The 22,570-nt window shown below is 35.1% G+C and carries 24 protein-coding genes and 1 pseudogene; 5 read left to right on the forward strand and 20 right to left on the reverse strand.

What is annotated here, in order from left to right; translation table 11 throughout:
* Positions 1-21 precede the first annotated feature (21 nt).
* The 20 genes and pseudogenes from IAE51_RS09340 to IAE51_RS09435 all read right to left on the reverse strand — a co-directional run bounded on the left by IAE51_RS09340 (position 22) and on the right by IAE51_RS09435 (position 18,675).
* Positions 22-447, reverse strand: coding sequence for a F0F1 ATP synthase subunit epsilon (locus tag IAE51_RS09340; RefSeq protein ID WP_004255278.1), 426 nt, complete (start codon positions 445-447; stop codon positions 22-24).
* Positions 448-631: 184 nt separating this feature from the next.
* Positions 632-2,041 (reverse strand): F0F1 ATP synthase subunit beta, encoded by a 1,410-nt coding sequence (gene atpD / locus IAE51_RS09345; RefSeq protein ID WP_010906126.1) that lies wholly within the window; start codon positions 2,039-2,041, stop codon positions 632-634.
* Positions 2,042-2,173: 132 nt separating this feature from the next.
* Positions 2,174-3,043, reverse strand: a complete 870-nt coding sequence (locus IAE51_RS09350; protein WP_017864910.1) for a F0F1 ATP synthase subunit gamma — start codon at positions 3,041-3,043, stop codon at positions 2,174-2,176.
* Positions 3,044-3,058: 15 nt separating this feature from the next.
* A complete protein-coding gene (gene atpA / locus IAE51_RS09355; RefSeq protein WP_004255265.1) occupies positions 3,059-4,561 on the reverse strand; it encodes a F0F1 ATP synthase subunit alpha in 1,503 nt (500 codons plus the stop codon).
* Positions 4,562-4,747: 186 nt separating this feature from the next.
* Complete coding sequence (locus IAE51_RS09360) at positions 4,748-5,275, reverse strand: F0F1 ATP synthase subunit delta (RefSeq protein ID WP_012898339.1); 528 nt, start codon at positions 5,273-5,275, stop codon at positions 4,748-4,750.
* Position 5,276: 1 nt separating this feature from the next.
* Positions 5,277-5,783, reverse strand: coding sequence for a F0F1 ATP synthase subunit B (gene atpF / locus IAE51_RS09365; RefSeq protein ID WP_010906128.1), 507 nt, complete (start codon positions 5,781-5,783; stop codon positions 5,277-5,279).
* 14 nt (positions 5,784-5,797) lie between these two features.
* Positions 5,798-6,511, reverse strand: coding sequence for a F0F1 ATP synthase subunit A (gene atpB / locus IAE51_RS09370; protein WP_004255255.1), 714 nt, complete (start codon positions 6,509-6,511; stop codon positions 5,798-5,800).
* Between the two features lie 44 nt (positions 6,512-6,555).
* On the reverse strand, positions 6,556-6,771 hold the full coding sequence (locus IAE51_RS09375; RefSeq protein ID WP_004255250.1) for a F0F1 ATP synthase subunit C: 216 nt from the start codon (positions 6,769-6,771) through the stop codon (positions 6,556-6,558).
* A gap of 184 nt (positions 6,772-6,955) precedes the next feature.
* A complete protein-coding gene (locus tag IAE51_RS09380; protein WP_058206315.1) occupies positions 6,956-7,732 on the reverse strand; it encodes an alpha/beta hydrolase family protein in 777 nt (258 codons plus the stop codon).
* 284 nt (positions 7,733-8,016) lie between these two features.
* Positions 8,017-10,225, reverse strand: a pseudogene (locus IAE51_RS09385) (DNA internalization-related competence protein ComEC/Rec2).
* Positions 10,206-10,853, reverse strand: a complete 648-nt coding sequence (locus IAE51_RS09390; protein ID WP_058223210.1) for a ComEA family DNA-binding protein — start codon at positions 10,851-10,853, stop codon at positions 10,206-10,208. The pseudogene IAE51_RS09385 and the gene IAE51_RS09390 overlap by 20 nt, the downstream one beginning before the upstream one ends.
* 59 nt (positions 10,854-10,912) lie before the next feature.
* The gene (locus IAE51_RS09395; protein WP_021214597.1) at positions 10,913-12,274 is read right to left on the reverse strand and encodes an ABC transporter permease; all 1,362 of its coding nucleotides are present in this window, start codon (positions 12,272-12,274) and stop codon (positions 10,913-10,915) included.
* On the reverse strand, positions 12,271-13,203 hold the full coding sequence (locus tag IAE51_RS09400; RefSeq protein ID WP_004255238.1) for an ABC transporter ATP-binding protein: 933 nt from the start codon (positions 13,201-13,203) through the stop codon (positions 12,271-12,273). The genes IAE51_RS09395 and IAE51_RS09400 overlap by 4 nt, the downstream gene beginning before the upstream one ends.
* 104 nt (positions 13,204-13,307) lie before the next feature.
* On the reverse strand, positions 13,308-13,706 hold the full coding sequence (locus IAE51_RS09405; protein WP_004255236.1) for a hypothetical protein: 399 nt from the start codon (positions 13,704-13,706) through the stop codon (positions 13,308-13,310).
* A 113-nt stretch (positions 13,707-13,819) separates the two neighbouring features.
* Positions 13,820-14,383 (reverse strand): GNAT family N-acetyltransferase, encoded by a 564-nt coding sequence (locus tag IAE51_RS09410; RefSeq protein WP_004255233.1) that lies wholly within the window; start codon positions 14,381-14,383, stop codon positions 13,820-13,822.
* Positions 14,384-14,555: 172 nt separating this feature from the next.
* Positions 14,556-15,734: an SLC13 family permease gene (locus IAE51_RS09415; protein WP_012898345.1), complete on the reverse strand. Its 1,179-nt coding sequence runs from the start codon at positions 15,732-15,734 to the stop codon at positions 14,556-14,558.
* A 380-nt stretch (positions 15,735-16,114) separates the two neighbouring features.
* On the reverse strand, positions 16,115-16,771 hold the full coding sequence (gene tenA / locus IAE51_RS09420) for a thiaminase II (RefSeq protein ID WP_004255229.1): 657 nt from the start codon (positions 16,769-16,771) through the stop codon (positions 16,115-16,117).
* Between the two features lie 35 nt (positions 16,772-16,806).
* Positions 16,807-17,112: a CHY zinc finger protein gene (locus IAE51_RS09425; protein ID WP_200095228.1), complete on the reverse strand. Its 306-nt coding sequence runs from the start codon at positions 17,110-17,112 to the stop codon at positions 16,807-16,809.
* 16 nt (positions 17,113-17,128) lie between these two features.
* Entirely contained in the window at positions 17,129-18,100 is a 972-nt protein-coding gene (locus tag IAE51_RS09430) for a biotin--[acetyl-CoA-carboxylase] ligase (RefSeq protein WP_200095231.1), read from the reverse strand.
* A 5-nt stretch (positions 18,101-18,105) separates the two neighbouring features.
* Entirely contained in the window at positions 18,106-18,675 is a 570-nt protein-coding gene (locus IAE51_RS09435; protein WP_004255224.1) for a biotin transporter BioY, read from the reverse strand.
* A 143-nt stretch (positions 18,676-18,818) separates the two neighbouring features.
* Here IAE51_RS09435 and IAE51_RS09440 point away from each other — a divergent pair, with 143 nt between their 5' ends.
* From IAE51_RS09440 to IAE51_RS09460, 5 genes are read left to right on the forward strand one after another with little or no spacing between them, the layout of a single operon-like run.
* Entirely contained in the window at positions 18,819-20,060 is a 1,242-nt protein-coding gene (locus IAE51_RS09440; RefSeq protein ID WP_200095233.1) for an AMP-binding protein, read from the forward strand.
* A complete protein-coding gene (locus tag IAE51_RS09445) occupies positions 20,050-21,198 on the forward strand; it encodes an acetyl-CoA C-acyltransferase (RefSeq protein ID WP_200095235.1) in 1,149 nt (382 codons plus the stop codon). Before IAE51_RS09440 ends, IAE51_RS09445 begins: the two co-directional genes overlap by 11 nt.
* A complete protein-coding gene (locus tag IAE51_RS09450) occupies positions 21,195-21,545 on the forward strand; it encodes a hypothetical protein (RefSeq protein WP_195936205.1) in 351 nt (116 codons plus the stop codon). The genes IAE51_RS09445 and IAE51_RS09450 overlap by 4 nt, the downstream gene beginning before the upstream one ends.
* Positions 21,520-21,813 (forward strand): hypothetical protein, encoded by a 294-nt coding sequence (locus tag IAE51_RS09455; protein ID WP_015426950.1) that lies wholly within the window; start codon positions 21,520-21,522, stop codon positions 21,811-21,813. Before IAE51_RS09450 ends, IAE51_RS09455 begins: the two co-directional genes overlap by 26 nt.
* Positions 21,810-22,556 (forward strand): SDR family NAD(P)-dependent oxidoreductase, encoded by a 747-nt coding sequence (locus IAE51_RS09460; RefSeq protein ID WP_233611054.1) that lies wholly within the window; start codon positions 21,810-21,812, stop codon positions 22,554-22,556. Before IAE51_RS09455 ends, IAE51_RS09460 begins: the two co-directional genes overlap by 4 nt.
* Positions 22,557-22,570 lie beyond the last annotated feature (14 nt).

Genomic DNA, 22,570 nt, shown 5'->3' on the forward strand with positions numbered 1-22,570 from the left:
AAAAACACCCGTAGGTGCTTTTTATCTATGAGACGAAACATTCAACCGGTTAAGCGCTCGGTGGAGTGCTACTTCCGCTCTATTTATTTCATCTGATTTCTTCTCAGCTTTAGCAACTTCAAGTGCTTTTTCAGCTCGAATTTTTGCACGTTCCGCACGTGATACATCAATATCACGATTACGTTCTGCAGAGTCTGCAACAATTGTTACAAGACTATCTTTTATTTCGATAATTCCACCATTTACTGCAATATAATCAACATGTGTTTCATCATCTGGACGACGAACTTTAAGTTCATCAATTTCAAGTCCAGCAATCGTTGAAATCATATTTGGCAAAATACCAATTTCACCATTCGTAGTTCGAGCAGTAATGTAATTTGCATGGTGATCGTAAATCATACCAGCAGGGGTAATTACTTGAAGTGTCATGACGTTTTCAGACATTCGATTCCTCCAATTTTTTCTATGAAAATTTAAATTACAAAGATAAAAAATACTTTTCTAAAAACAAAACTCTAATAGTCACTCAAATTTTACAATTCAATCAACTTTTACTGACAGAATTTTTTGTCAGTAATTTTTTTAGTCAATAGAGTATTTTCACTTTCTCAATTCATCAGAAATCGAATTAATAACCCATTGATTTTGCTTTTTCGAGTACATCTTCAATTGGACCTACACCACGGAAAGCATCTTCAGGGACTTCGTCATATTTACCTTCCAAAATTTCTTTGAAGTCATGAACAGTTTTGTCAATTGGTACATATGAACCAGGTTGACCAGTAAATTGTTCCGCAACGTGGAAGTTTTGCGAAAGGAAGAATTGGATACGACGTGCACGTCCAACGAGAATTTTTTCATCGTCAGACAATTCATCCATACCAAGAATGGCAATAATATCTTGCAATTCTTTATAACGTTGGAGGACACGTTGAACTTCCATTGCCACTTCATAGTGTTCTTCACCAACAATTTCAGGTGTAAGCGCACGTGATGATGAAGCAAGTGGGTCAACGGCTGGATAAATACCCATTTGTGTCAAACGACGTTCCAAGTTAGTTGTTGCATCCAAGTGAGCGAAGGCTGTAGCTGGCGCTGGGTCAGTATAGTCATCGGCAGGGACATAAATCGCTTGGATAGATGTAACAGAACCCTTCTTAGTAGAAGTGATACGTTCTTGCAATTGCCCCATTTCAGTAGCAAGTGTTGGTTGGTAACCAACGGCAGAAGGCATACGTCCCAAAAGGGCAGAAACTTCTGAACCAGCTTGTGTGAAACGGAAGATGTTGTCAATGAAAAGCAATACGTCTTGACCTTGAACATCACGGAAATATTCCGCAATTGTCAAACCAGTAAGGGCAACACGCATACGTGCTCCTGGTGGTTCATTCATTTGACCAAAGACCATGGCAGTTTTTTCAATAACGCCTGATTCTTTCATTTCCCAGTAAAGGTCATTCCCTTCACGAGTACGTTCCCCAACACCAGTAAACACAGAAATACCTCCGTGTTCTTGGGCGATGTTGTGAATCAATTCTTGAATAAGGACGGTTTTACCAACTCCGGCACCACCGAAAAGTCCGACTTTACCACCTTTAAGGTAAGGTGCAAGCAAATCGACAACTTTAATCCCAGTTACGAGAACTTCGTTTGCAGTTGACAATTCGTCAAATGTTGGAGCTTTTTTATGGATAGGATTACGTTCTGCATCAGCAGCAAATTCTTCCCCACCGTCAATAACATCACCAAGGACGTTAAAAACACGACCAAGAGTGGCTTCCCCAACAGGAACGCTGACTGCTTTACCTGTATCAAGGACTTCAAGTCCACGAGTCAAGCCATCAGTAGATTCCATAGCGATTGTACGAACTGCACCATCACCAAGTTCCAAAGCAACTTCAAGAGTAATTTTTGTTTTTAGGCCATTGACATCTTTGTAGACAATCAAGGCATTGTTAATCTCAGGCAATTTGGCATCAGAACCAAATTCCACGTCAACGACGGGACCGATAATCTGAGTAATTTTACCAGAACTCAATGTTTTTCCTCCTGTTTTTATTTTCTGTCAAAGAACAGAATTTCTATTCATTTTTATGTTTGTCAGTAAAAATTTTACTGACAAAAACAATTAAGATTCAAAGCCATCACTGACAGAATTCCTATCAGTAAATTAAAGCGCTGAGGCTCCTGCAACGATTTCCGTAATTTCTTGCGTAATCGATGCTTGACGAGCACGGTTGTATTGAATAGTCAAATCATTGATAACAGAGTGAGCATTATCAGTTGCAGTACGCATTGCTGTCATACCTGCAGCATGTTCTGCTGTCTTAGCATCAACGATTGAACCATAAATCATACTTTCAGCGTATTGTGGCAACAATTGGTTTAAGATTGTTTCACGATCTGGTTCTAATTCAAATGTTTCAAGAGATGGTTTTTGTTGTCCTGATTCTTCAAAAGAAATAGGCAACATTTTTTCCATACGTGCATCACTTACCAATGAGTTCACATGATGATTATAGCAAACATAGAGTTCATCGAATTCTTCTGCTTGATATTCAGTTACCGCTTCTGTAACAATCGCTCTAACTTCTTCAAAAGTTGGTTGGTCTGAAAGACCACGAAGGACATAAGAAACTTTAACATTGCGTGCTTTGAAGAAATCTGCTCCAGTACCGCCAAGTGCAAGAATAGTATATTCACTTTCATTAGCATGACGTTTACGGATAGTATTCATGACAGATTTCAAAATATTTGAATTATAGCCACCGACAAGTCCACGATCCGAAGTAATTACAAGATAGCCAGTTTTTTTGACTTTTCTTTTTATCATCATTGGATTCTTTGCTGGCTCTTTGTCTGAGGAAACTAAATCAGTTGTAATTTTACGAACTTTTTCAGCATAAATTTGAAATGCTTTGGCATGAGATTCAGCTTTTTGAAGTTTCGCAGCGGAAACCATTTGCATGGCTCCAGTTATTTGACTTGTTTTCTTCGTTGAGGCAATCTTAGTTTTTATTTCATTAAGTGAAGCTCCCATTAGTTAGCCTCCTTATTAATAATTCGTTGTATTTTTGAATGCTTTAATTGCTTCGTCGAGTTTTGCTTCTTCTGGCAAATCTTTAGTTTCAGTAATCACGTTCAAGAGTTCTGCATAATTTGCATCGAAGAAATCGAACATTTTTGTTTCAAAATCAAGAACGTCATCAACTGGAACATCATCAAGATGACCATGAGTCAATGCATAAAGAATTAAAACTTGTTTTTCAACAGCCAGTGGTTTGTGCAATGGTTGTTTCAAAACTTCAACGGTACGACGACCACGATTCAATTTTGCTTGAGTCGCTTCATCAAGATCAGAACCAAATTGAGTAAAGGCTTCAAGTTCACGGAATGACGCAAGGTCAAGACGCAAAGTACCAGCAACTTTCTTCATGGCTTTGATTTGTGCAGCACCACCAACCCGAGAAACTGAAGAACCAGCATCGATGGCAGGACGTACACCTGAATAGAATAAGTCATTTTCAAGGAAAATTTGACCGTCAGTAATAGAGATAACGTTTGTTGCAATATAAGCTGAGATATCTCCGGCTTGTGTTTCAATGAATGGCAGTGCAGTCATTGAACCACCACCAAGATCGTCAGATAATTTGGCAGCACGTTCCAAAAGACGTGAATGTAAGTAGAATACGTCACCTGGGTATGCTTCACGACCTGGTGGACGGCGGAGCAAGAGTGAAAGTTCACGATAAGCAACCGCTTGTTTTGATAAATCATCATAAACAACTAAGACGTGTTTACCGTTGTACATGAATTCTTCACCCATTGCAGCTCCAGCATAAGGAGCGATGTAAAGAAGTGGTGAAGGTTGAGAAGCTGACGCAGTTACGACGATTGTATAATCCATCGCACCGAGTTTGCGGAGCGTTTCAACTTGTGTACGAACAGTTGATTCTTTTTGTCCAATCGCAACGTAGATACAGATCATATCTTGACCCTTTTGGTTCAAGATTGCATCAATAGCGACTGATGTTTTACCTGTTTGACGGTCTCCGATAATCAATTCACGTTGTCCCCGTCCAATTGGAACGAGGGCATCAATCGCTTTAAGACCAGTTTGCAATGGTTCAGAGACTGATTTACGTTGCATAACACCAGGAGCTTTTGCTTCAACAGGACGAGTTTTACCAGTATTAAGTTCTCCAAGTCCATCAACAGGTTGTCCAAGTGGATTTACAACACGTCCGATGAGTTCTTCACCAACTTGGATTTCCATGATTTTACCTGTACGTTTTACAGTGTCACCTTCACGAATTGAGAGGAAATCACCAAGTACGATAATACCAACGTCTGTCGCATCCAAGTTTTGCGCCATACCAAGGACACCATTTGAAAACTCAACAAGCTCACCGCTCATCGCATTTTCAAGGCCATAGGCACGGGCGATACCGTCACCAACATAGGTAACGACACCAGTTTCAGCAACTTCAAAATCTGGTGTGAAATTTTCAATTTGTTTTTTAATCAGTGAGCTGATTTCATTAGCTTTAATTGCCAAAAATATGCTCCCTTCTAGAAATTTTTACTAGTTCAAGGCTATTTAGCTTTAAACTGCAGTTATACCGTTTGAGCATGATAGGTAAGATTTGAAATTACCTTTATATGTTCTCAAAAGTTTAACAGTATGATTTTGAAAAATTTTCCACTGAGTTTTGAGCAGAGAAAGAAAATTTTTCTATCCTGATTAGAGGATTTCAGCGGCGATTTTAGCCAATTGTGTTTTTAGTGAGGCGTCAATAATTTTTCCACGAGAATTCACAATGAATCCACCGAGAATTTTTTCATTGACTGTGTTAATTACTGTTACTTCATTTAGGTCAAATTTTGCTTTCGCCATAGCTGTAAATTTTTCAATCTGAGCATTTGTCAAAGCAATGCTTGAAACCACCTCAACGTCAGCAATCTTAAACATATCATCTGCTGCATTTTTAGTTTCATCAAGTATTTCACCCAAATCTCCTAAACGACCATTTGAACGAACGGTATTAAGGAAATTTGACATTACTTCTGAAGAAGTTTGAAGTAAAGTATCAATCAATTCAGATTTTGCAGAGAATGAATAAACTTCGCTACTTAAAAAAGCAGCCAAGTTATCTTCTTTGAAAAGTTGAATCATTTCGCTAACTTCAGAAAGAATTGCTTCAAGTTGTCCTTTTTCTTGGGCAACTTCTAGTAAAGCTTTACTGTATTTTTGTGAATTTACTTTTGTCATCTTATTCTCCTAACTTAGCGAGATAAGAGTCGATTAATTCCTGTTGTGCAGAAGCATCTAATGATTGTCCAATAAGCTTTTCAGCAATTTGAACTGAGATGTCCGCAACATCGCCTTTAACTGTGTTAAGAGCTTCTTTGCGTTCTTGCTCGATATCTTCTTGCGCACGTTTTTTCAAACTAGTTGCTTCTTCATTTGCTGTTGCAAGTACTTTCGCACGGTTTTGTGAGGCAGTATCGTTTGCAACTTGAATGATGTTAGCAGCTTCTTCTTTTGAACCTGCAAGTTCTGCTTGACGTTGTTTAACCAAGTCAGCAGCTTGTTTGTTGTTCGCTTCTGCTGCATCGATATCATCAGATATTTTTTTCGCACGACTTGCAAAAACACTAGTAATTGCATTCCATGCAAAGAGGCGCAACAATACCAATAAGATAATAAATGCACCAGATACAACGATGATGTTACCGAGAACGGTATTCGGAGCAGCTTCTAATAATAATGTTGACAATTTCTACTCCTTTCTTAATGTTCTGCTATAATTTTGTGGCTAATGTACAAGTTTGTCAAAAGGACAAAGACATAAGCTTGGAGGGCTGAAATGAAAAGTGAAAAGCCAATCCATGCAACTTCAAGAATCCACGCAACTGGAAGCATCCACATGGTTGATTGAATCATACCGGCGATAAGACCAAGCATGATTTCACCCGCGAAGATATTCCCATAAAGCCGTAAACCAAGTGAAAGTGCATTTGTAAATTCTTCCAGAATATTCATTGGAAGAAGACCTTTCGGATCTTTCCAGAAGGCAACTTTGAGGTAACCTTTAAAACCGAATTTTTGTACACCTAGTGTATTTGACATTACAACAACAAGTAGTGCAAGAGTCAAATCGACTGTTGGATTTGCAGTTGGTGATTTCCAAAGGGAAACATCACCTGGCGTACTAATTTTGGTTACTAGCCCAATGCAGTTGGCAATAAGAAGGAAAGAAAAGAGGGTAAAGTTCATGAGCGCAAAGCGTGGTGCTTCATGAGGGCCGACGTTATCTTTGGAAACTCCATTGACAAAATCAACAACCCACTCAAGAACATTTTGTTTACCTTTGGGTTTGAGCTGCATATTGCGGCTCGCCCAGAATACCAGACCGAACACAATGAGGACAGTCACAAAAGTCATTACTGTGATTGTTCCATCAAATGGAATTGGCCCAATATTAAAGGTCCATGTTGATTCCATACCTGTTCTTCCTTTCTGTTTTTAAAATTTTGTTGAGAAAAATTTTAACGGAAAAGGAATGCCATAGCAAGGGCGATGAAGAATGTACCTTCGACGAAGGCAATACCCATGAACATTGAACCACGAAGTTTTCCTTCAAGTTCTGGTTGGCGTGCAACGGCTTGGAGGAAGTTTGAAACGATAAGTCCATCACCGATAGCGGCTCCGAGTGCTGCAAGACCGATAGCAATTGCTCCAAGAGCGGCAAGTGTAATTGTCATTATAGACCTCTTTCTATATTGCGATTTCGCAAATTTATTTTACTAAGAAATTCTACTACTATTCGTAGTTTTTGTCAAAGACAAGCATGAGAATTTCATCATTTCTCTCATTTTTGTCTTTGTAAGCGTTTGATAGACAAAATTTTTAAATTTTGTACTGAATAAACAGAGAAAATTTTTTAGATTAGCTCAAGCGTTCTTCTTGTTTATAATTTATTGGGAGCCATTTTAATACAGATTCGATTTTTTTGGTCCAATAATACCATTCATGAACGCCGTCTGAGCTTTCATAAGTAATATCGAAACCTAACTTTTTCAACTCAGCTGTCGCGTATTCATTTCCCGGAAAAAGAAAATCTTGTTTCCCACACCAAGCGTAAAGTTTGGGTTTGTTTTCTTGTTTTCTGTCTGCCAAAGATAAAATTTCATTATCTGACCCTTTAAAAGTTTCCCAATTTCCAAAAATTCCTCCCCAGTAAGCTGGATTTTCTTTGAAATTTTCTTCCATTCCGTCAAAAGTCAAAACGCCAGACAAACTAGCCGCATAACTAAAATAGTCAGTTCCTAATGCGAGACGATAAGCTCCATATCCTCCCATTGATAAACCAGCGATAAAGTTTTTTTCTCTTTTTGTGGATAGATTTGGGAAAAAATTGTTAATTACTTTGGGAAGTTCATGAGCAATCGCATCAAAATAATTCATACCATATGTGGTGTTCACATAAAAGCCAAGATCCGTTGAGGGCATGACAATTGCTAAATTAGTATGCCGAATCAATCGTTCAATTCCTGAACGAATTATCCAAGAATTCTCGTTTCCGCTCATTCCATGCAAAAGATAAAGCACCGGAATATCTGTTTGGGTAAAATCTTCCACTTTACTTGATTCAGGATAAATAACATTAACTTTTCGATTCATCCCAAGAACTTCTGAATAGTATTCGATATTAATTACTGCCATAAAATATCTCCTTAATAAATTTATGTTGTTGTCATTTGTTGACAACTCTCTACCTATTAAAAGTGGATTTTCTTCAATCCCTTAATTTTGAAATTTCCTTTCTCTTTTATTCTGACCTTCTTTCACTTTTTTTCAAAGTGTGCGCTGTGAAGTCATTACTCCATTTTATTTTTGGGGTACATTAGAAATCAAATAATGGTAGTATTTTTACGTTTCTACAGGCCTTCAACGTCTTCTTTATTGTAACATTTTATAGATGTCTTTTGCTCACTTTTTCCTTTCATTTATCTAACTGTTTGGATTCGCCACTGTTGATTGATTTGCATTAGTTTAAGCGCTCCCTTTTGATCGGTTCTCAGTATTCTGATTTGGTTTTTTTAATGTTTCTAAAGTTTCTTGATTGGGATGTCCATATCGATTTTTCTCTCCAACCGAAATGAGGGCAAGTTTGGGATTAATTTCTTTAATAAAGTCAGAGTTTGAACTTGTTTTACTGCCATGATGACCTACTTTTAAGACATCAACTTTCAATTTAGGATAATTCTTGAGCAGTTCTTTTTCTCCTTCTTGTTCTAAATCCCCTGTAAATAGAAATTTTGTATGATAAAAATTTCCATAAGTCACGATAGAATCATTATTATCCCCTTTTCCTGTATAACCATTTGATAAAACTTGTAAAGCACTATCAAAGATTGGAATTTTATCTCCAACTTTACTGATGTGAATCGCAATATTTGCTTTCTTCAATTTTTCTACAAAATGATTATTTGTCAGTTCACCGGGGCTAACCCAAATTTCTTTTATTTTTATTTTATCAGCTAAATTCAAAAAATCTCCAACATGGTCAGCGTCCGTATGCGTCAAAATGAGCTGGTCGATTTGACTTACTCCAACAGATTCAAGATATGGAATGAGTGTTTTTTCGGCATTTGTTTGACTTTGAGGTTTTTGCCAACTTTCTTGCGGAAGGGCTAATCGTCCGCCTGTATCAATCAAAATTGTTTCTTTATTAAATTTATCTTGCAAAAAAATACTATCTCCTTGACCAATATCAACTGCTGTGATACTGGGGTAAATTGGATTTTTACAAATAAAAAAACTACAAACAATTAGGCCAGCAAAAATTATTTGTCTTCTTTTCTTAAAGAGATTATCAATTAACAAACCGATTAGGAAAAATAAGATTAATAATTCAATTGGCCGGGGATTCCCTAAAACCAAAGGATAATGTAAGGGTAAATCAACCTCATGAATTAGCCATTCTAGAATTTGAAAAATATGATTTATATTAAAATTATAGCCAATTAGAGACAAGAGAAAAGTGCCTAATAGTAAAGGCAATAAGATTACATCAAATAAAAAGCCAAAGCCAATCGTCAGTAAAATTGAAAAAGGCTGAAAGATATGAAAATCCAAAATGAGTAAAGGTAAAACACTCAAAGAAATCACTGATGATTCTGTCAGTAATTTTCTTATTCCTTTTAGTTCTGAAAATTTATGATTAATCATTGAAATGACAAAAGAATAAAATAAAGTTAGTTGTCCTCCTGTTGTCAGTAAAAATTTAGGACTGACAATCATCAGAAGAAAGGTTGTCACTGCTAGGTTATCTAAAGGATTTAGACGAATATTTTTTTGAAATAAAGCTCGTAATACTGAAACCGAAAATCCTGTCATAAATGCATAAAAAATTGAAAAGGGAATTTGCCAAATATTTAATTTTTCTCTCGTTATTCCTAGTCGAAGAATAATTCTACGAAACCAATCAATGAAAAAATTAACTTGCATTCCCGATAAGGCAAAAAGATGAATAATTCCTAATGAACTGTAAATGTCTCCTATTTGATTAAAATCTTTACTTAAAAAGCCAAAAAGTAAGCCAGTCATATAATCATTCATTGGCTTTGGAAAATGAGTTTGTGACCAGACAATTGCTTTTCGTCTTAAAACATGGAGGTCAAAAGTGTCGTTTAAAACTATTTTATTAATTTTATCAATCGTAATTTGCCGATAAATATCCTGGCTCGCTAAATACTTTTGATTATCGAATCCATTAAAATTTCTTTGTTTTTCTGGAATTTGAAGGTTTCCTGTGAAACTCAGCTGACAATTTTGACTTAGATTTTGATAAAATTTTTGTTCTTTTTTACTTTTTAGAGTCTCGTAAACTTGATAATTTTGGCCTCTTTCTTTTCCTTGAAAACTTAATAAATCACCATTAACTTGGATAGTGTCGGGGATCATTGTAATTTTGGAAAGAGTGGTTGGCTGATTTTCATTATTCTTAATCGTATCCATTTTTACTACTAAGAAAAAACTTCCCATAACTAATAAAAGTGGGATGACTAAATAATATTTTCTATATAAGGCAAGTAAACTTGAAAAAATGAACAAAATGAGACAAATTAAATTAAAATCGAAGATTAAAAAATACAAGATAACAGAAAGATAAGCTAAAAATATCAAAGGAATTTTATTCAAAACACAACTCATCTTTCAATTTTTCTAGTGTTTTATCTCCAAAACCAGAAACTTTTCCCAAGTCTTCAAGTGATTTGAAATCACCATTTTTCGTCCGAAAATCGATGATGTCTTGAGCTTTTTTCTGACCAACACCTGTTAATTTTTGTAGTTCAGTCACATCTGCTTGATTGATATTTATTTTTTCAGTGGTTGTTGAGACTTGACTAGTGACCGAATTAGCAGAGCTATCAGTATTTTCTGTGCTTGAATTTTCACCAATTTTTGGGACATAAATTACTTCTTCATCTTTTAATTTTGCTGACAGATTAATTGATTTCTGGTCAGCTTGGTCAGTAAAACCACCAGCTTCCTTAATTAGATCAACTAGACGTTCATCTGACGAAATTTGATAGACATTAGGCTTTGTTACCGCACCTTTTAAATCAACCATAATTTTACTGACAGATTTTTCATTAGGTTCACTAAATTTACTGACAGAGCTTTGCCTGCTGACAGAACTTAAATTTTCTACTGACAGATTTGTAGTTGGCTTTTGACCGTTGGTTAAAACGTAAAAAATCCCACCAGCAATGAGCCCACAAACAACTAAAACAATCATTTTCCAATATTCTTTTACTTTTTCTAAAATCTTATCCATACTTTTATATACGAAAAAACTCTTGGAAAGTTTCCAAGAGTTGAATTATAAAATATTTTTTATTTAAAGATGAATCGATAAGCCAAAATTATTAGAATGATAATGATGACAAGAGCCAGACGCAATGGAGAATTTCTCCGCCATGGATTTTTCTTTTCACCATTTTCACTGACCAGTCTGTCAGTTGTTTTTTTCTTTGAATTTCGACCTGTCAGTCCTTTAAAAAGTTGACTCATAATTTTTTCATCACTGTAAGAAAGAACATTTCGCGCATAAATTTTCTCACCCGCTTTTGCTATGGCAAGTGTTGCTAAAAGTTGTAATCCAAGAGCAATCCAGGCTTCTGTCGTTGTTGAATATTGAATAGCCAGTCGGCTAGTCATCAATGTTGGACTGATAAATGGAATAAAACTAAGAACTTTCAAAACAATATTCCCCGGAACAGTCGAGCCAGCAATTCCCCCAATATAACCAATCATCGCTAAAAAAGCAATTGGCTGAGTAGCTTGTTGCACCTGAGCTTGTTCATTAACCAGAGATGCCACAATTGACGCGAGAATTAAATAACCTAAAATCCCAATTAAGGACATGGCTACCAAATAAATTCCGAAACCGAAAGTAATCCCAGAAAGCATGGCACCAATTGCTTTAATCTGATCTAAATTTTTGATAAAAGGATAAGCAATTCCAAAACCAAGCACATAAATTCCAAGCTGAGTCGCTAATAGTAGAATTACACCAATAATTTTCCCATAATACTGTACGTTTGAGCTAGTGGCCGCGAGTAACGTCTCCATAATTCGACTAGATTTTTCATTACCAATTTCCTGTCCGATGATTCCCACATACATCATCATCAATGTGAAAATTAAAATCGAGGCAATGGAGCCAATTGCGATATTCGCGCCAGTCTGTCCATCACCTGTTGACTTTTGTCCAGAACTTGTTTGTGTTTTCATTGTAAACTTAGCTGGACTAAGAAGGTCTTGAACATCAGCGGCTGACAGATTGAGACGTTGTGCTGTTTTTGAAATATTAACTTGAGTCAGCGCAGTTTGAAAACTTGATTGGTCAAATTTGACACTTGATTTATTATCAGTGACAATGGTATAAGCTCCATTATCTTCGGTTAAAAATCCATCAATTTTTCCGGAAGAAAGGTCTTTCTTAGCGTCATCTAAAGAAGACTCGTTACGAATATCTGCTTTTAAAGTGTCATTTTTAGAAAGAATCTGAGTTAGAGCAGGATTATCGACTACAGCCATTTTTGGACTTTGATTAGCCCCGCTACTGATGACTAAACCGATAATTAAATAAATCGCTCCTAGCAAAAATGGTGAAAGGACAAGTGCCCAAAAGCCCACTCCTTTGACACGACTTCGGTAAATATTTTTTGCAACAAGCCAAGTTTGATTTTTCATTTTATTTCCTCACTTCTTGCACTTAAATTTTCTTGATTGTTCTCAGCTGCTTCCATTCGGAAAATTTCATCTAGTGACGGTGGAGACTGAACAAATGCTTGAACATAGCCATCTTTAGCCACTTTTTGGAAAATTTCACGTCCAACTTCTGCCTCAGATATTTTTATTGAACGACCACTTCCTCTTTTTTCAATTGATTCAACTCCTGTAATTACAGAGAGCTCTTCATTGGGCAGATCAGACTCCAAATAAATACGGGTACGGCCATAAGAAGCTCGAATGGCTTCAACCGTTCCATTTAAAATTGTTTGACCGCCTTTTAGCATTAACAAATGGTCAGATAAAAGCTCAACATCACTCATATTATGGTTAGAGAAAATAACCGCCGCTCCCTTATCACGACTCCGTTTAATCTCATTTCGCAAGAGTTCTGTATTCACTGGGTCAAGCCCTGTAAATGGCTCATCCAAAATCAAAAATTCAGGCTCATGAATCAAAGTGGCAATGAATTGAATTTTTTGGGCATTCCCTTTAGAAAGGGTTTGAACTTTGTCGGTTGGTTTACCAACGACCTCTAAACGTTTCATCCAGTCTTGTAACTTTATCCGGGCATCTGCTCGTTTCATTCCATGGAGTTCCGCAAAATAAAGAATTTGGTCTTCAACTGTCATCTTTTGATAAAGACCACGTTCTTCGGGTAAGAAACCAATTTTTTGCTTGATTTCTTGCGTAATCGGTCCATCTTGCCAAGTAATTTTCCCTTGGTCAGCTGATATAAAATTAAGAATCATCCGAAAAGTCGTTGTTTTCCCAGCACCATTTTGACCAATTAAGCCCATAACTTCACCTGGTTTAACAACCATATTGAGATTATCAACAGCGATTTTATCACCAAAGCTTTTTCGAACTTTGTCAATCTTTAATGTCATAATTTTCCTTACTCTTCCTTTTTTTCTAATTATATCATTTTATTTTCACTTTTAACCTCCTTTTCCCTCTTAGGTAAGACAAAAAATGTCTTAATTTTGTCATTTTAATTTTCTTTCTTCATTTGACCTCTAAATCCTAAAAAACTTAGGCTCAAAAGGAGCATGCTTGCAAAAAAAGCAGGTCCAGCAGAACTAAAACTACTCATACCCCACAGCCATCCTTGCCCCTGAGCTAAATAAACTCCTGTGTTGATTAAGTCAATTAGAAAAACTAAACTCAGAATGAGCCACAAAACTTTTAAGCTTTTCATTTTCCGAGATTTTATCCCCAGATGCCAAATCCAAAAAGCAGCAAAAGTAAAGATTAAACTTCCAAAAAGATAAATGAGCTCAACGGATTGAAGCCAGTAAAAATGCTGACTCTCAAGGCTAAAACCAATAACTGTCAATAGTCCTGCAAAAATCAGGACGGGGATAAAAATGGACCAGATAAATTTGTTCATTTTTTCTTCCTTTCTACTTTTAATTTATTTAATTTTATTTAATTTTATTTTAATATTTTTCTTACCAAACACAAAATGTTTTACTTTTTCAATAAAATAATAAAAAATCTTGACTAATTAGCCAAGATTTTTTCTAGTTCATTCTCTGACAAATCTGTCAGTAATTTTATCGCAGTAACTTTATCAGTAGTTTGGAGAGAGCGTTCTAACCAAACAATACCATACCATTGTTCAAACTTATAACCCGCTTTTGGAAAAAGTCCAATTTGTTCAAAACCAAATTTTTTATGAAATGCAACACTTGCTGGATTTGGATAGGTAATACAAGCATAAGCACGCTGATAATTAAGTACCGATAAAGCTGTCAGTAACTTTTGATAAAGGGCACTACCAGCGCCATGTTGCCGTTCATTTTCATCTAAATAAATTGATAATTCAACCACCCAATCATAAGCCGCCCGTTCTCGATAAGCGCCAGCATAAGCATAACCAATGATTTTGTCATTTTCAATCGCCACAATATAAGGATAGCGACTTCCTATTTTTTCAATTCGCTTTTCAAATTCTGCAATCGTTGGGACTTCATACTCAAAAGTAATGGCAGTTTTTTCAACATAAGGTTTATAAATTTCTAAAAGTCTTTTAGCATCAGACTTTTTCGCTAATCTAAACTCCATTTCCTTCTCCTTTACATTTTTAACTATTATACACCATTTATTAATTACTGACAGAAATTTCTACACATTTTTATTTAACATTTTTTTATCAGAGATAAATAAAAAATTACTGACAGCTCTGTCAGTAAAAATTTTCCATAATAAAAAAGCTGGATGCTCCAACTTTTACATCTTAACCAACAATTGTCACAATGACTAAACCAATCAAAGTTAGAATCACAACAAATCCTGCATTTACAATTGTAAAATATTTTACAAATCCTCGCGTTTCACCACGCGCATTCATTCTAATAACTTTGTAAGCAATCAGCGTTGCCATTGACGAAACAATTGTACCAATTCCCCCAATATCAGCTCCAAGCACCAAAGAAACAGCATGAGGAGTGAACGGAGAAATCAAAATTGGGGCCGCGATATTAGAGATAAATTGACTCATAATCACAGTTCCTAAAAAAGAAGCCTGCGGTCCAACTAAAGTATTACTGATAAAATCAGTCAACACACTGATATTAGCAATATTTCCTACAATCAAAAAGAAAAAGATAAATGTAAATAAAAGATGATAATCAATTCCTTTAAAAAGTCTCGGACGATAAATTAACACAACTAAAGCAACAATTGCTCCAGCAAGATAAAAATTCACATAGCCAAAAACAGAAGCTGCCATCAATAACATCAAAACAACAAAAATAGAAGTTTCAACTTTATTAAATTGCGTCACTTTAGTTTCAATCACCAAAGGCTCATTATCAATGAATTGACAAGCAATCATCAAAATCAATAAACCCAAAATCCATAAAGCGCCTGTTCCTTTAAAAAAGTCCAAATTAGTTAAAGCGGCACCACCATGATGTGCTGCTACTTTATAAAAAGAATACAAATAAAGATTATGCGGATTACCTTGCGGAAGTAAGGCAGAACCAATGTGACAGGCTGGAACAATCAATGCTGCTCCAATATAAACTGACTTTCGGTTTTTAATTTCTTTAGTAATCGCTAAATAGAGCGGTAAAACCGTCAAAATTGTTAAATCATTTGTAAAAAAAACGGCTAAAAAGAAGGTAAGTAGCGTCGTAAATCGAACGAGCTGACGCGTTGTTGTACTTCTTTTGACTAAGGATTGTCCCAAATACTGTAACAAACCTGTTTCTTTAAAACCACCGATTACAAGCATCAAACCTGAAACCGTAACGATGACGTGATAATTAAAGAAACGCGTTGTCACTCCACCCAAACTAATGGCAATAATTGCAATAATAAACGAAATCAGAAAAACTTTGTCCACTAGAAACCAATTTTTAATGGCCGTCCATACTTTTTGGGATTCGCGCTGAGTAGCTGAATGTTCCACTACTTCTCCTAACTAGCATATAAAATTTTGCACCACAATAAATTATAACATCTAAAGATGACAGTGACAAGCTTTTTCTCATATAAAAGTAAATTAATTTCAAAGGGACTTTTTCAAGTAGAAAATACATTTATTATCCATAGATTCCATCTAAAATTTCATCAAAAAAATCCCCCTGACTAGGAGGGATTTGAAAGAAATTAAGCTACTCGCTATAGCTTATTTACGTAACCATGACTTTTAGGTAAACGCTTTCCTATAAGGATAAATATATTTTATCATTTTGTGTATCCGTTTGCAAGAATTAACTGAAATAGATTTAATCTTTTTTTATATTAGAAGTCATATAAGACTTTTTAACTTTTACAGAAAAATTTCAACTACCATTTTTCTAAGACCAAAGCCATTTCCCAAAAATCAGCCTCCATTTTACTACTAATCAAAAAAGCCTCAAGCATCTGTTCTTGCTCTTGTTCATCACTTTCTTGATAAAGCCGATTAATAATATCACACTCTTTTGCGATTTGGACGGTAGCTTCTTCACTCGCATAGGTTTCAATCCATTTTTGATACAAAGGATTGGGCGACCCCACCTCAATTAATCGTAAACCAATTTCATGATATAGCCAAGCACAAGGCAACATTCCCGCAATTGCACTATTAACAGAGCCATCAATAAGCTGACGATACATATGAGAAACATAATGATAAGCAGTGGGAGCAACCGGCGTTTCTAAAATTTCTTGTTCACCAATCTCTAATTCTTTAAAAAATCCCTCGCGAACAAAAATCTCTCCATTTTTTAGTTCTTCGGCATTTAATCTTAAATGTGCTTGAATCTCTTCACTAGCAGATTTCTTGGCAATAAGAAAATATAACTTACTAAAATGTTCGAGATAATAACGGTCTTGCAACAAATAATAGCGAAAAACCTCAGGAGCTAATTCTCCACTCACTAATCCTTGAATAAAAGGATGCTCAAAACTTCTTTCCCAAAATATTGATGATTTTTCTCTTGCTAATTCAGTAAATAACATTTCATTTCTTCCTTCATAATATTAAAAACATATGCCTATTCATTAAAATAAACTTGCCAATGTCGATGACAATTTGGATTAAAAGCGGAGCTGCACTTGATACACTCTCCTCGCGAATAATCATTAAAATTTAATTTTGTTCCACAATGGCCACAAAGTACTGGAAAGTCTTCTTTATCAGTAGCCCTAAATAAATGATTCTCTAATTCATCGTGACAATGATAACAAGAAAAATACTTTTCACAGTCTGAACATTTTAGGGTGACAATATCATTTTCTTGATGATAATGAGTACACCTGCCTTCCTCATCTATCACTTTCCCCCAGATTTTTTCTCGCAATAAAATTCACCTTTCATTACCAATCAACTTTCACAACTTCGCCACTTTTAAAAGTTTGTATTTCTCCTGATTTTGCTTTTAAAATCAAGCTTCCGTCATCAGAAATTCCTTCTACTTGTCCATTAACAGCTTTTGTTCCCAATTTTAAAGTCACATTTTTACCAAACAACAATGACCTCTTGCGATATTCATCAATTAAATCTGGCTGTCTATAATTTGCAAAATTATTTATCACTTCTTTAGCCATTTCTGCTAAAAGCTGATTTCTGTCTATCTTAAACTCAGGATTTATTCCCTGAGCCTTTTCGGATAAATCTGCTGGAAAATCTTTTGTTGACAGATTTAAGCCAATTCCCATAATGAAATTTCCAGCAGAGCTTGATTCTAAATCTAAAGCAGCTTCAGTGATAATTCCGCCAACTTTATAGGTCCCCAAATAAATATCATTAACCCATTTGAGTTGAAAGTTTTTATCTTTATAAAATTGTTCAAGGACCTTGACAACGGCCACAGCCGTACTAGTCGTCAATAATCCTATTTTCAAAATATCATGACTGGGGTTGGGTAAAATGAGACTAAAATATAATCCAGTATCACTTGGAGAATAGAAATTTCGGCCACGCCGACCGTGTCCCTCCGTTTGATTATTTGCAACAAAAATAAAAGGTTGTTTGACCTCATGTGAAGACAAATATTGCTTCGCTAACTCTTGCGTAGAAGTCACCTCATCAAAAACAAAAATTTTATCTTCAAATTTCATTCCACTATAAAAATTTATCGTATCTTCATCTAATGAATCATTTCCAACATACTTATATCCCAAATTTTTACGACTTTCGATTTGATTGCCCTTGCGCTTTAAAGTATTAATTGCTTTCCAGATACTTTCTCGACTAAGCTTTAGCTCCTCAGCTAATTCATCACCCGAAACCCAGTTTCCTTTTTGTTGAAGAAGTTTTAACAAGACAAATTGTTTTGTTGTTCGCATAATTATCACTTTCTAAAATACATTTCAAAGCCTCCTTCTTTTCTAAGACGTCGCACGATAAGAACAGTCAAAATGGCTTTGATACAATCACCAGGAATAAAAACTAAATTAGAAATCAACGAAGTAATTAATGGAATATTAGATTGAATAGATAGCCAGATTGCTCCGACTAGATCAACAAAAATAACTCCAAACACTAAAACAATGATTAATTCTCCAATCCAATTCTTTGAAGCTGTAATTTGCAATTTCTTAAGGAAAAAACCTATTAAAAATGGTGTAAAAAGCCAAGCCATTCGGTAGCCTCCCGAAGGCCCTAAAAAGCTCGCTGCTCCGCCATTTCCACCCGTTAAAACAGGTAAGCCAATTAAAGCTAAAGTAAGAAATGCTCCTACCGAAATTGTACCATATTTGGGGCCAAGAAGTCCCCCAGCCATCATTATTCCCATATTTTGCAAGATAATTGGGACAGGAATAAAACCAATTGGTATTCCTGGTAAAAATCCTAGAATAATAATAAATGCAGTCATAAAGGCTGAATACGTTAATGTTTTGACTTTTTGATTCTTAGTCATATTTGCTACTCCTGATTTTATATTTTACAATAAAAGAATTTTTTATTATACTGATATCATATCAAACAGTAACCCTTAAATCAAATTTAGGTTAACTGTTAATTTTATTGTTTGCTTTTTATTCACACAAAGGAAAATTTTAGATGGAAAAAAATAAATTTAATTTTTCAAAACTGGCCGCACTTTTTACTGATTATCCAGCTCTTAAAATAGACGAAATTTCATATAGCTACCAACAAATCAATGATTTAATACAAAGAAAATTAACAGATTATAGCCACTCCTCTAAAACTGTTATTACTCTAATAAATGATAGTCCCTTGAATTTTATTATTGATTTTCTCGCAATTATCGAAAGTGGAAATTATCCACTTGTCGTGGATAAATCTTTTAAGAAAAAGTCTTTTGAATTCGGACTTATCCCTGAGGATACTTTGTTTTTAGCAAGTACATCTGGGACAACTGGACCGCCCAAAATCTATTATCGTAACTGGGAATCTTGGAAAATGGGTTTTGAAGTTTGTGATGATTTATTTCATTTGAGCAACTCACAAGCTCTTGCAGCTACTAGCCCACTCACTACTTCATTAGGACTTCATACACTCATGTGTGCTTTATATCTAGGAAAAACCTTCCTAGCAATTACAAATCCTTCACAATTTATAAATATTACGGAAAACTATGCTCTCTTTACCGTCCCAACCTATCTCTTAAATAACCTCAATGAATTATTTGCTTTAACTTCTCCAGAGATTATTTTTTTAGGTGGAGGAACACTGAGCCCAGAGGCGATTAATAAAGTAAGAAAAAAACTTCCGCAAACTCAAATGATTGAGTTTTATGGAAGCTCTGAAACAAGTTTTATTTCATGGCAAGCAGTTAATGAGGGTAAAAAAACATCATCTGTAGGAAAACTCTTTCCACACGTAGAGCTCACTTTAGGACCAAAATATCGTCTTACAGTTAAAAGTCCTTATTTATTTTCTGGCTATCTTAATCAACCTTATCCACAATCATGGACAACTGATGATTTAGGAACCTTAAAAAATAATCATCTTTATTTATTTGGACGTCGGTCTGACATTATCGAACATGGTGCAAATAAAATTTTTCCAGAAGAAATTGAGCGTATGGCAAAAGATTTATGTGAAGACTGCATCGCTTTTGGAGTTTTTGATGAAAGATATAGTCAAAAAATTGCTCTACTACTCTTAAATCCTATCGAGAAAGAGAAATTAATCAAAATACTAGCTCAAAGACTTCCTAAATACAAACTTCCTCAAATATATTTAGAAACTCCCACTCTTAATTTTACTAAAAATCAAAAAATATCCAGAAAAGAATTAGAAAAAGAATATTTTAGAGGTGTCTATCATGAGCTTTAAAAATCCCGTCGGTATCATAGCAGCAAACCGTTTACCTATAGGAAAAATCAATGGTTTTTATAAAAAAATTTCTCCTGAAACTTTATATCAAAATCTAATTAAACAACAGTTTAATAAAAATCCACTTCTCAAAAAAGCTGATATTGACTATATTATTTTGGGAAATGTTACTAATCAAGGAGGAAATTTAGCTCGACGTTGTGCCTTAAAAGCAGGATTTTCTAGCCAGGTCCCAGCTTTTACAATTGACCAGCAGTGCGGTTCTGGACTGACAGCTATGATTAGCTCTGCAAACTACATTATTTCTGGTGAAGCTTCCATTATTTGTACAGGAGGGGTAGAAAGCACATCTCAAGCCAATATTGTGCTTGATTCAGAGAGTCATCAGCTGATTAACCGATTTAAAATGGCTCCTGAACCCTATGAAGATTTCGACATGGGAACAATTGCCGATATGACAGCCCTAAAATACAATATTTCTCGTAGTGTTCAAGACCTTTACGCTCTAAATAGTCATAAAAAAGCGACTCAAGCTATTGAAGGAAAACTTTTAGAAAATGAAGTTTTTCCCTATCAAGATGAAGGATTTACAATAAGTAGCGATCAAACTGTTCGTCCTAAATCCTCAATGGAAGCTTTGAGCAAATTAACCCCTGCTTTTACCACTAACGGAACAGCCACTGCTGGAAACTCTTGCCCAATAAACGATGGTGCTTCTTCAATCATATTGTCATCCACTAATAATCCTTTTGATTTTCAGGGCTATTATTTAGGACAAACAACTGTTGCATTATCTCCATCAGATTTCTTATTAGGCCCAATAAAAGCAACTGAAAAACTTTTACAGAAATTTAGCCTTAAACTTAATGATATTGAGGCTATCGAATTAAATGAAGCCTTTGCCAGTCAGGCCATTTTATTCCAAAATTATTTTAAGCTTGATGATACAAAATTAAATGCTTATGGTGGTGCTCTTGCATTTGGTCATCCTTACGGTGCAACTGGTGGCATTCTAATTTCTCGACTCTTAAATCGCCTAAACCAAGTGCAAAAACCATGTCTTGGCATCGCAACTTTGTGCGTAGCTGGAGGTATGGGAATCAGTGTACTGATAGGTAATCACTGGTATCAAAAATGATTTTAATCGCTCAAAAAACTCTTCCAAGACATTTTAAATTAGAGGGCCAAAAAAATTTTCTCTCCTTACTTCCACAATTGTGGCAAGAATTAGAAGGAATTCCCTACAGTCTTAAAAATGGAGAAAATTGGTTACTATCCGAAGAAATTATTCGATATCCATCTTCTAATTATTCATTTGATAAACTGAAACTTTATTTACTAAGTGAACACATCACTCGTCATTCAAAAAAATATATAATCAATCTAAGTCTTGAAATAACTAGCAATACAAAGTTATTGGCACAAATTAACCTAAGTCTATTATCTGAGGATTCCTGGAATGAAATTATACAAAAAAATCAATAAGGCTGATTTAATTGATTATCTTCAATCAGTTAAAGATACCAATTCTTTACACTACGGTAAAAATCCCATTATACCTGGAAATTTTTTATTATTTATTTTAGAAGAGATGTATCAAGAGTTCTATTCTGTGCCTTTATCATACTTAAAAGCAAATTTCTGCTCACCAGCCTATTTGAATGAACGCTTTTGTTTTATATTTAATCAAAACGCTTTTCAAATTACTGACAGAAATCAAACATTAATCCTAAAAGGAGAATGGAAGCAATGAACAAACGAACAATTTTGATTACCGGTGCAACAAGGGGAATCGGCTGGGCAATTGCTCAGAAAGCTGCTCAAGCCAATCACAAAGTCATTTTAACTAGCCGTGACCCACTTAGTTTAAAAAGTAGAGCTGAAGAATTGAACAAAAAATTTCCCAAAACAGAAATCCAAGCTATTCCACTAGATGTTTCTAATCGCTCTAGCGTTGCTAATGCAGCCAAATTAATAAAGGATATTGATATTCTAATTAATAATGCTGGAATTACTGCTGATAGTACTTTTAAGAAAATGATCCCAGAAATTTGGGATGAAGTCATTTCTGTCAATTTGACTGGTGTATTTAATAGTACTCACGCTTTGCTTGATAAAATCAATCAAGGTGGACAAATCATTACACTAACTTCAAAATCAGCTTTATTTGGTAACTTTGGGCAAGCAAACTACGCGGCGTCCAAAGCCGGCATCATTGCTTTTACGAAAACACTAGCTAAAGAATTGCAAAAAAGTATGATACGAGTAAATTCTGTTTCTCCTGCTGCCGTAACTGATATGACTCTACCAGTATTAAAAAGTTTAAAAGAAACTTATGGTCAGAATATCCCTGATGAATGGAAAATGGGTTCAAGCTCTGATGTCGCTAATTTTATTATTAATGATTTAATTGAAAGTGAAATGACAGGCAAAATTTTTTCCGTTAACGGCTCTGAGATTGGCTATTGGCAAGAACCTACATTTCATAAACTTTAATAAGGAATAGAAAG

The sequence above is a fragment of the Lactococcus sp. S64 genome, from assembly GCF_016516525.1.
Classification (GTDB): domain Bacteria; phylum Bacillota; class Bacilli; order Lactobacillales; family Streptococcaceae; genus Lactococcus; species Lactococcus lactis.

What these genes read in the sequence shown, in the direction of transcription:
- IAE51_RS09395 (WP_021214597.1), bottom strand. Translation starts at nt 12,274, where the DNA reads ATGAAAAATCAAACTTGGCTTGTTGCAAAAAATATTTACCGAAGTCGT.
- IAE51_RS09405 (WP_004255236.1), bottom strand. Translation starts at nt 13,706, where the DNA reads ATGAACAAATTTATCTGGTCCATTTTTATCCCCGTCCTGATTTTTGCA.
- IAE51_RS09435 (WP_004255224.1), bottom strand. Translation starts at nt 18,675, where the DNA reads ATGACTAAGAATCAAAAAGTCAAAACATTAACGTATTCAGCCTTTATG.
- IAE51_RS09400 (WP_004255238.1), bottom strand. Translation starts at nt 13,203, where the DNA reads ATGACATTAAAGATTGACAAAGTTCGAAAAAGCTTTGGTGATAAAATC.
- IAE51_RS09445 (WP_200095235.1), top strand. Translation starts at nt 20,050, where the DNA reads ATGAGCTTTAAAAATCCCGTCGGTATCATAGCAGCAAACCGTTTACCT.
- IAE51_RS09380 (WP_058206315.1), bottom strand. Translation starts at nt 7,732, where the DNA reads ATGGCAGTAATTAATATCGAATACTATTCAGAAGTTCTTGGGATGAAT.
- IAE51_RS09430 (WP_200095231.1), bottom strand. Translation starts at nt 18,100, where the DNA reads ATGCGAACAACAAAACAATTTGTCTTGTTAAAACTTCTTCAACAAAAA.
- IAE51_RS09455 (WP_015426950.1), top strand. Translation starts at nt 21,520, where the DNA reads ATGAAATTATACAAAAAAATCAATAAGGCTGATTTAATTGATTATCTT.
- IAE51_RS09390 (WP_058223210.1), bottom strand. Translation starts at nt 10,853, where the DNA reads ATGGATAAGATTTTAGAAAAAGTAAAAGAATATTGGAAAATGATTGTT.
- atpB (WP_004255255.1), bottom strand. Translation starts at nt 6,511, where the DNA reads ATGGAATCAACATGGACCTTTAATATTGGGCCAATTCCATTTGATGGA.
- IAE51_RS09350 (WP_017864910.1), bottom strand. Translation starts at nt 3,043, where the DNA reads ATGGGAGCTTCACTTAATGAAATAAAAACTAAGATTGCCTCAACGAAG.
- IAE51_RS09440 (WP_200095233.1), top strand. Translation starts at nt 18,819, where the DNA reads ATGGAAAAAAATAAATTTAATTTTTCAAAACTGGCCGCACTTTTTACT.
- tenA (WP_004255229.1), bottom strand. Translation starts at nt 16,771, where the DNA reads ATGTTATTTACTGAATTAGCAAGAGAAAAATCATCAATATTTTGGGAA.
- IAE51_RS09340 (WP_004255278.1), bottom strand. Translation starts at nt 447, where the DNA reads ATGTCTGAAAACGTCATGACACTTCAAGTAATTACCCCTGCTGGTATG.
- IAE51_RS09360 (WP_012898339.1), bottom strand. Translation starts at nt 5,275, where the DNA reads ATGACAAAAGTAAATTCACAAAAATACAGTAAAGCTTTACTAGAAGTT.
- IAE51_RS09460 (WP_233611054.1), top strand. Translation starts at nt 21,810, where the DNA reads ATGAACAAACGAACAATTTTGATTACCGGTGCAACAAGGGGAATCGGC.
- IAE51_RS09375 (WP_004255250.1), bottom strand. Translation starts at nt 6,771, where the DNA reads ATGACAATTACACTTGCCGCTCTTGGAGCAATTGCTATCGGTCTTGCA.
- IAE51_RS09450 (WP_195936205.1), top strand. Translation starts at nt 21,195, where the DNA reads ATGATTTTAATCGCTCAAAAAACTCTTCCAAGACATTTTAAATTAGAG.
- IAE51_RS09410 (WP_004255233.1), bottom strand. Translation starts at nt 14,383, where the DNA reads ATGGAGTTTAGATTAGCGAAAAAGTCTGATGCTAAAAGACTTTTAGAA.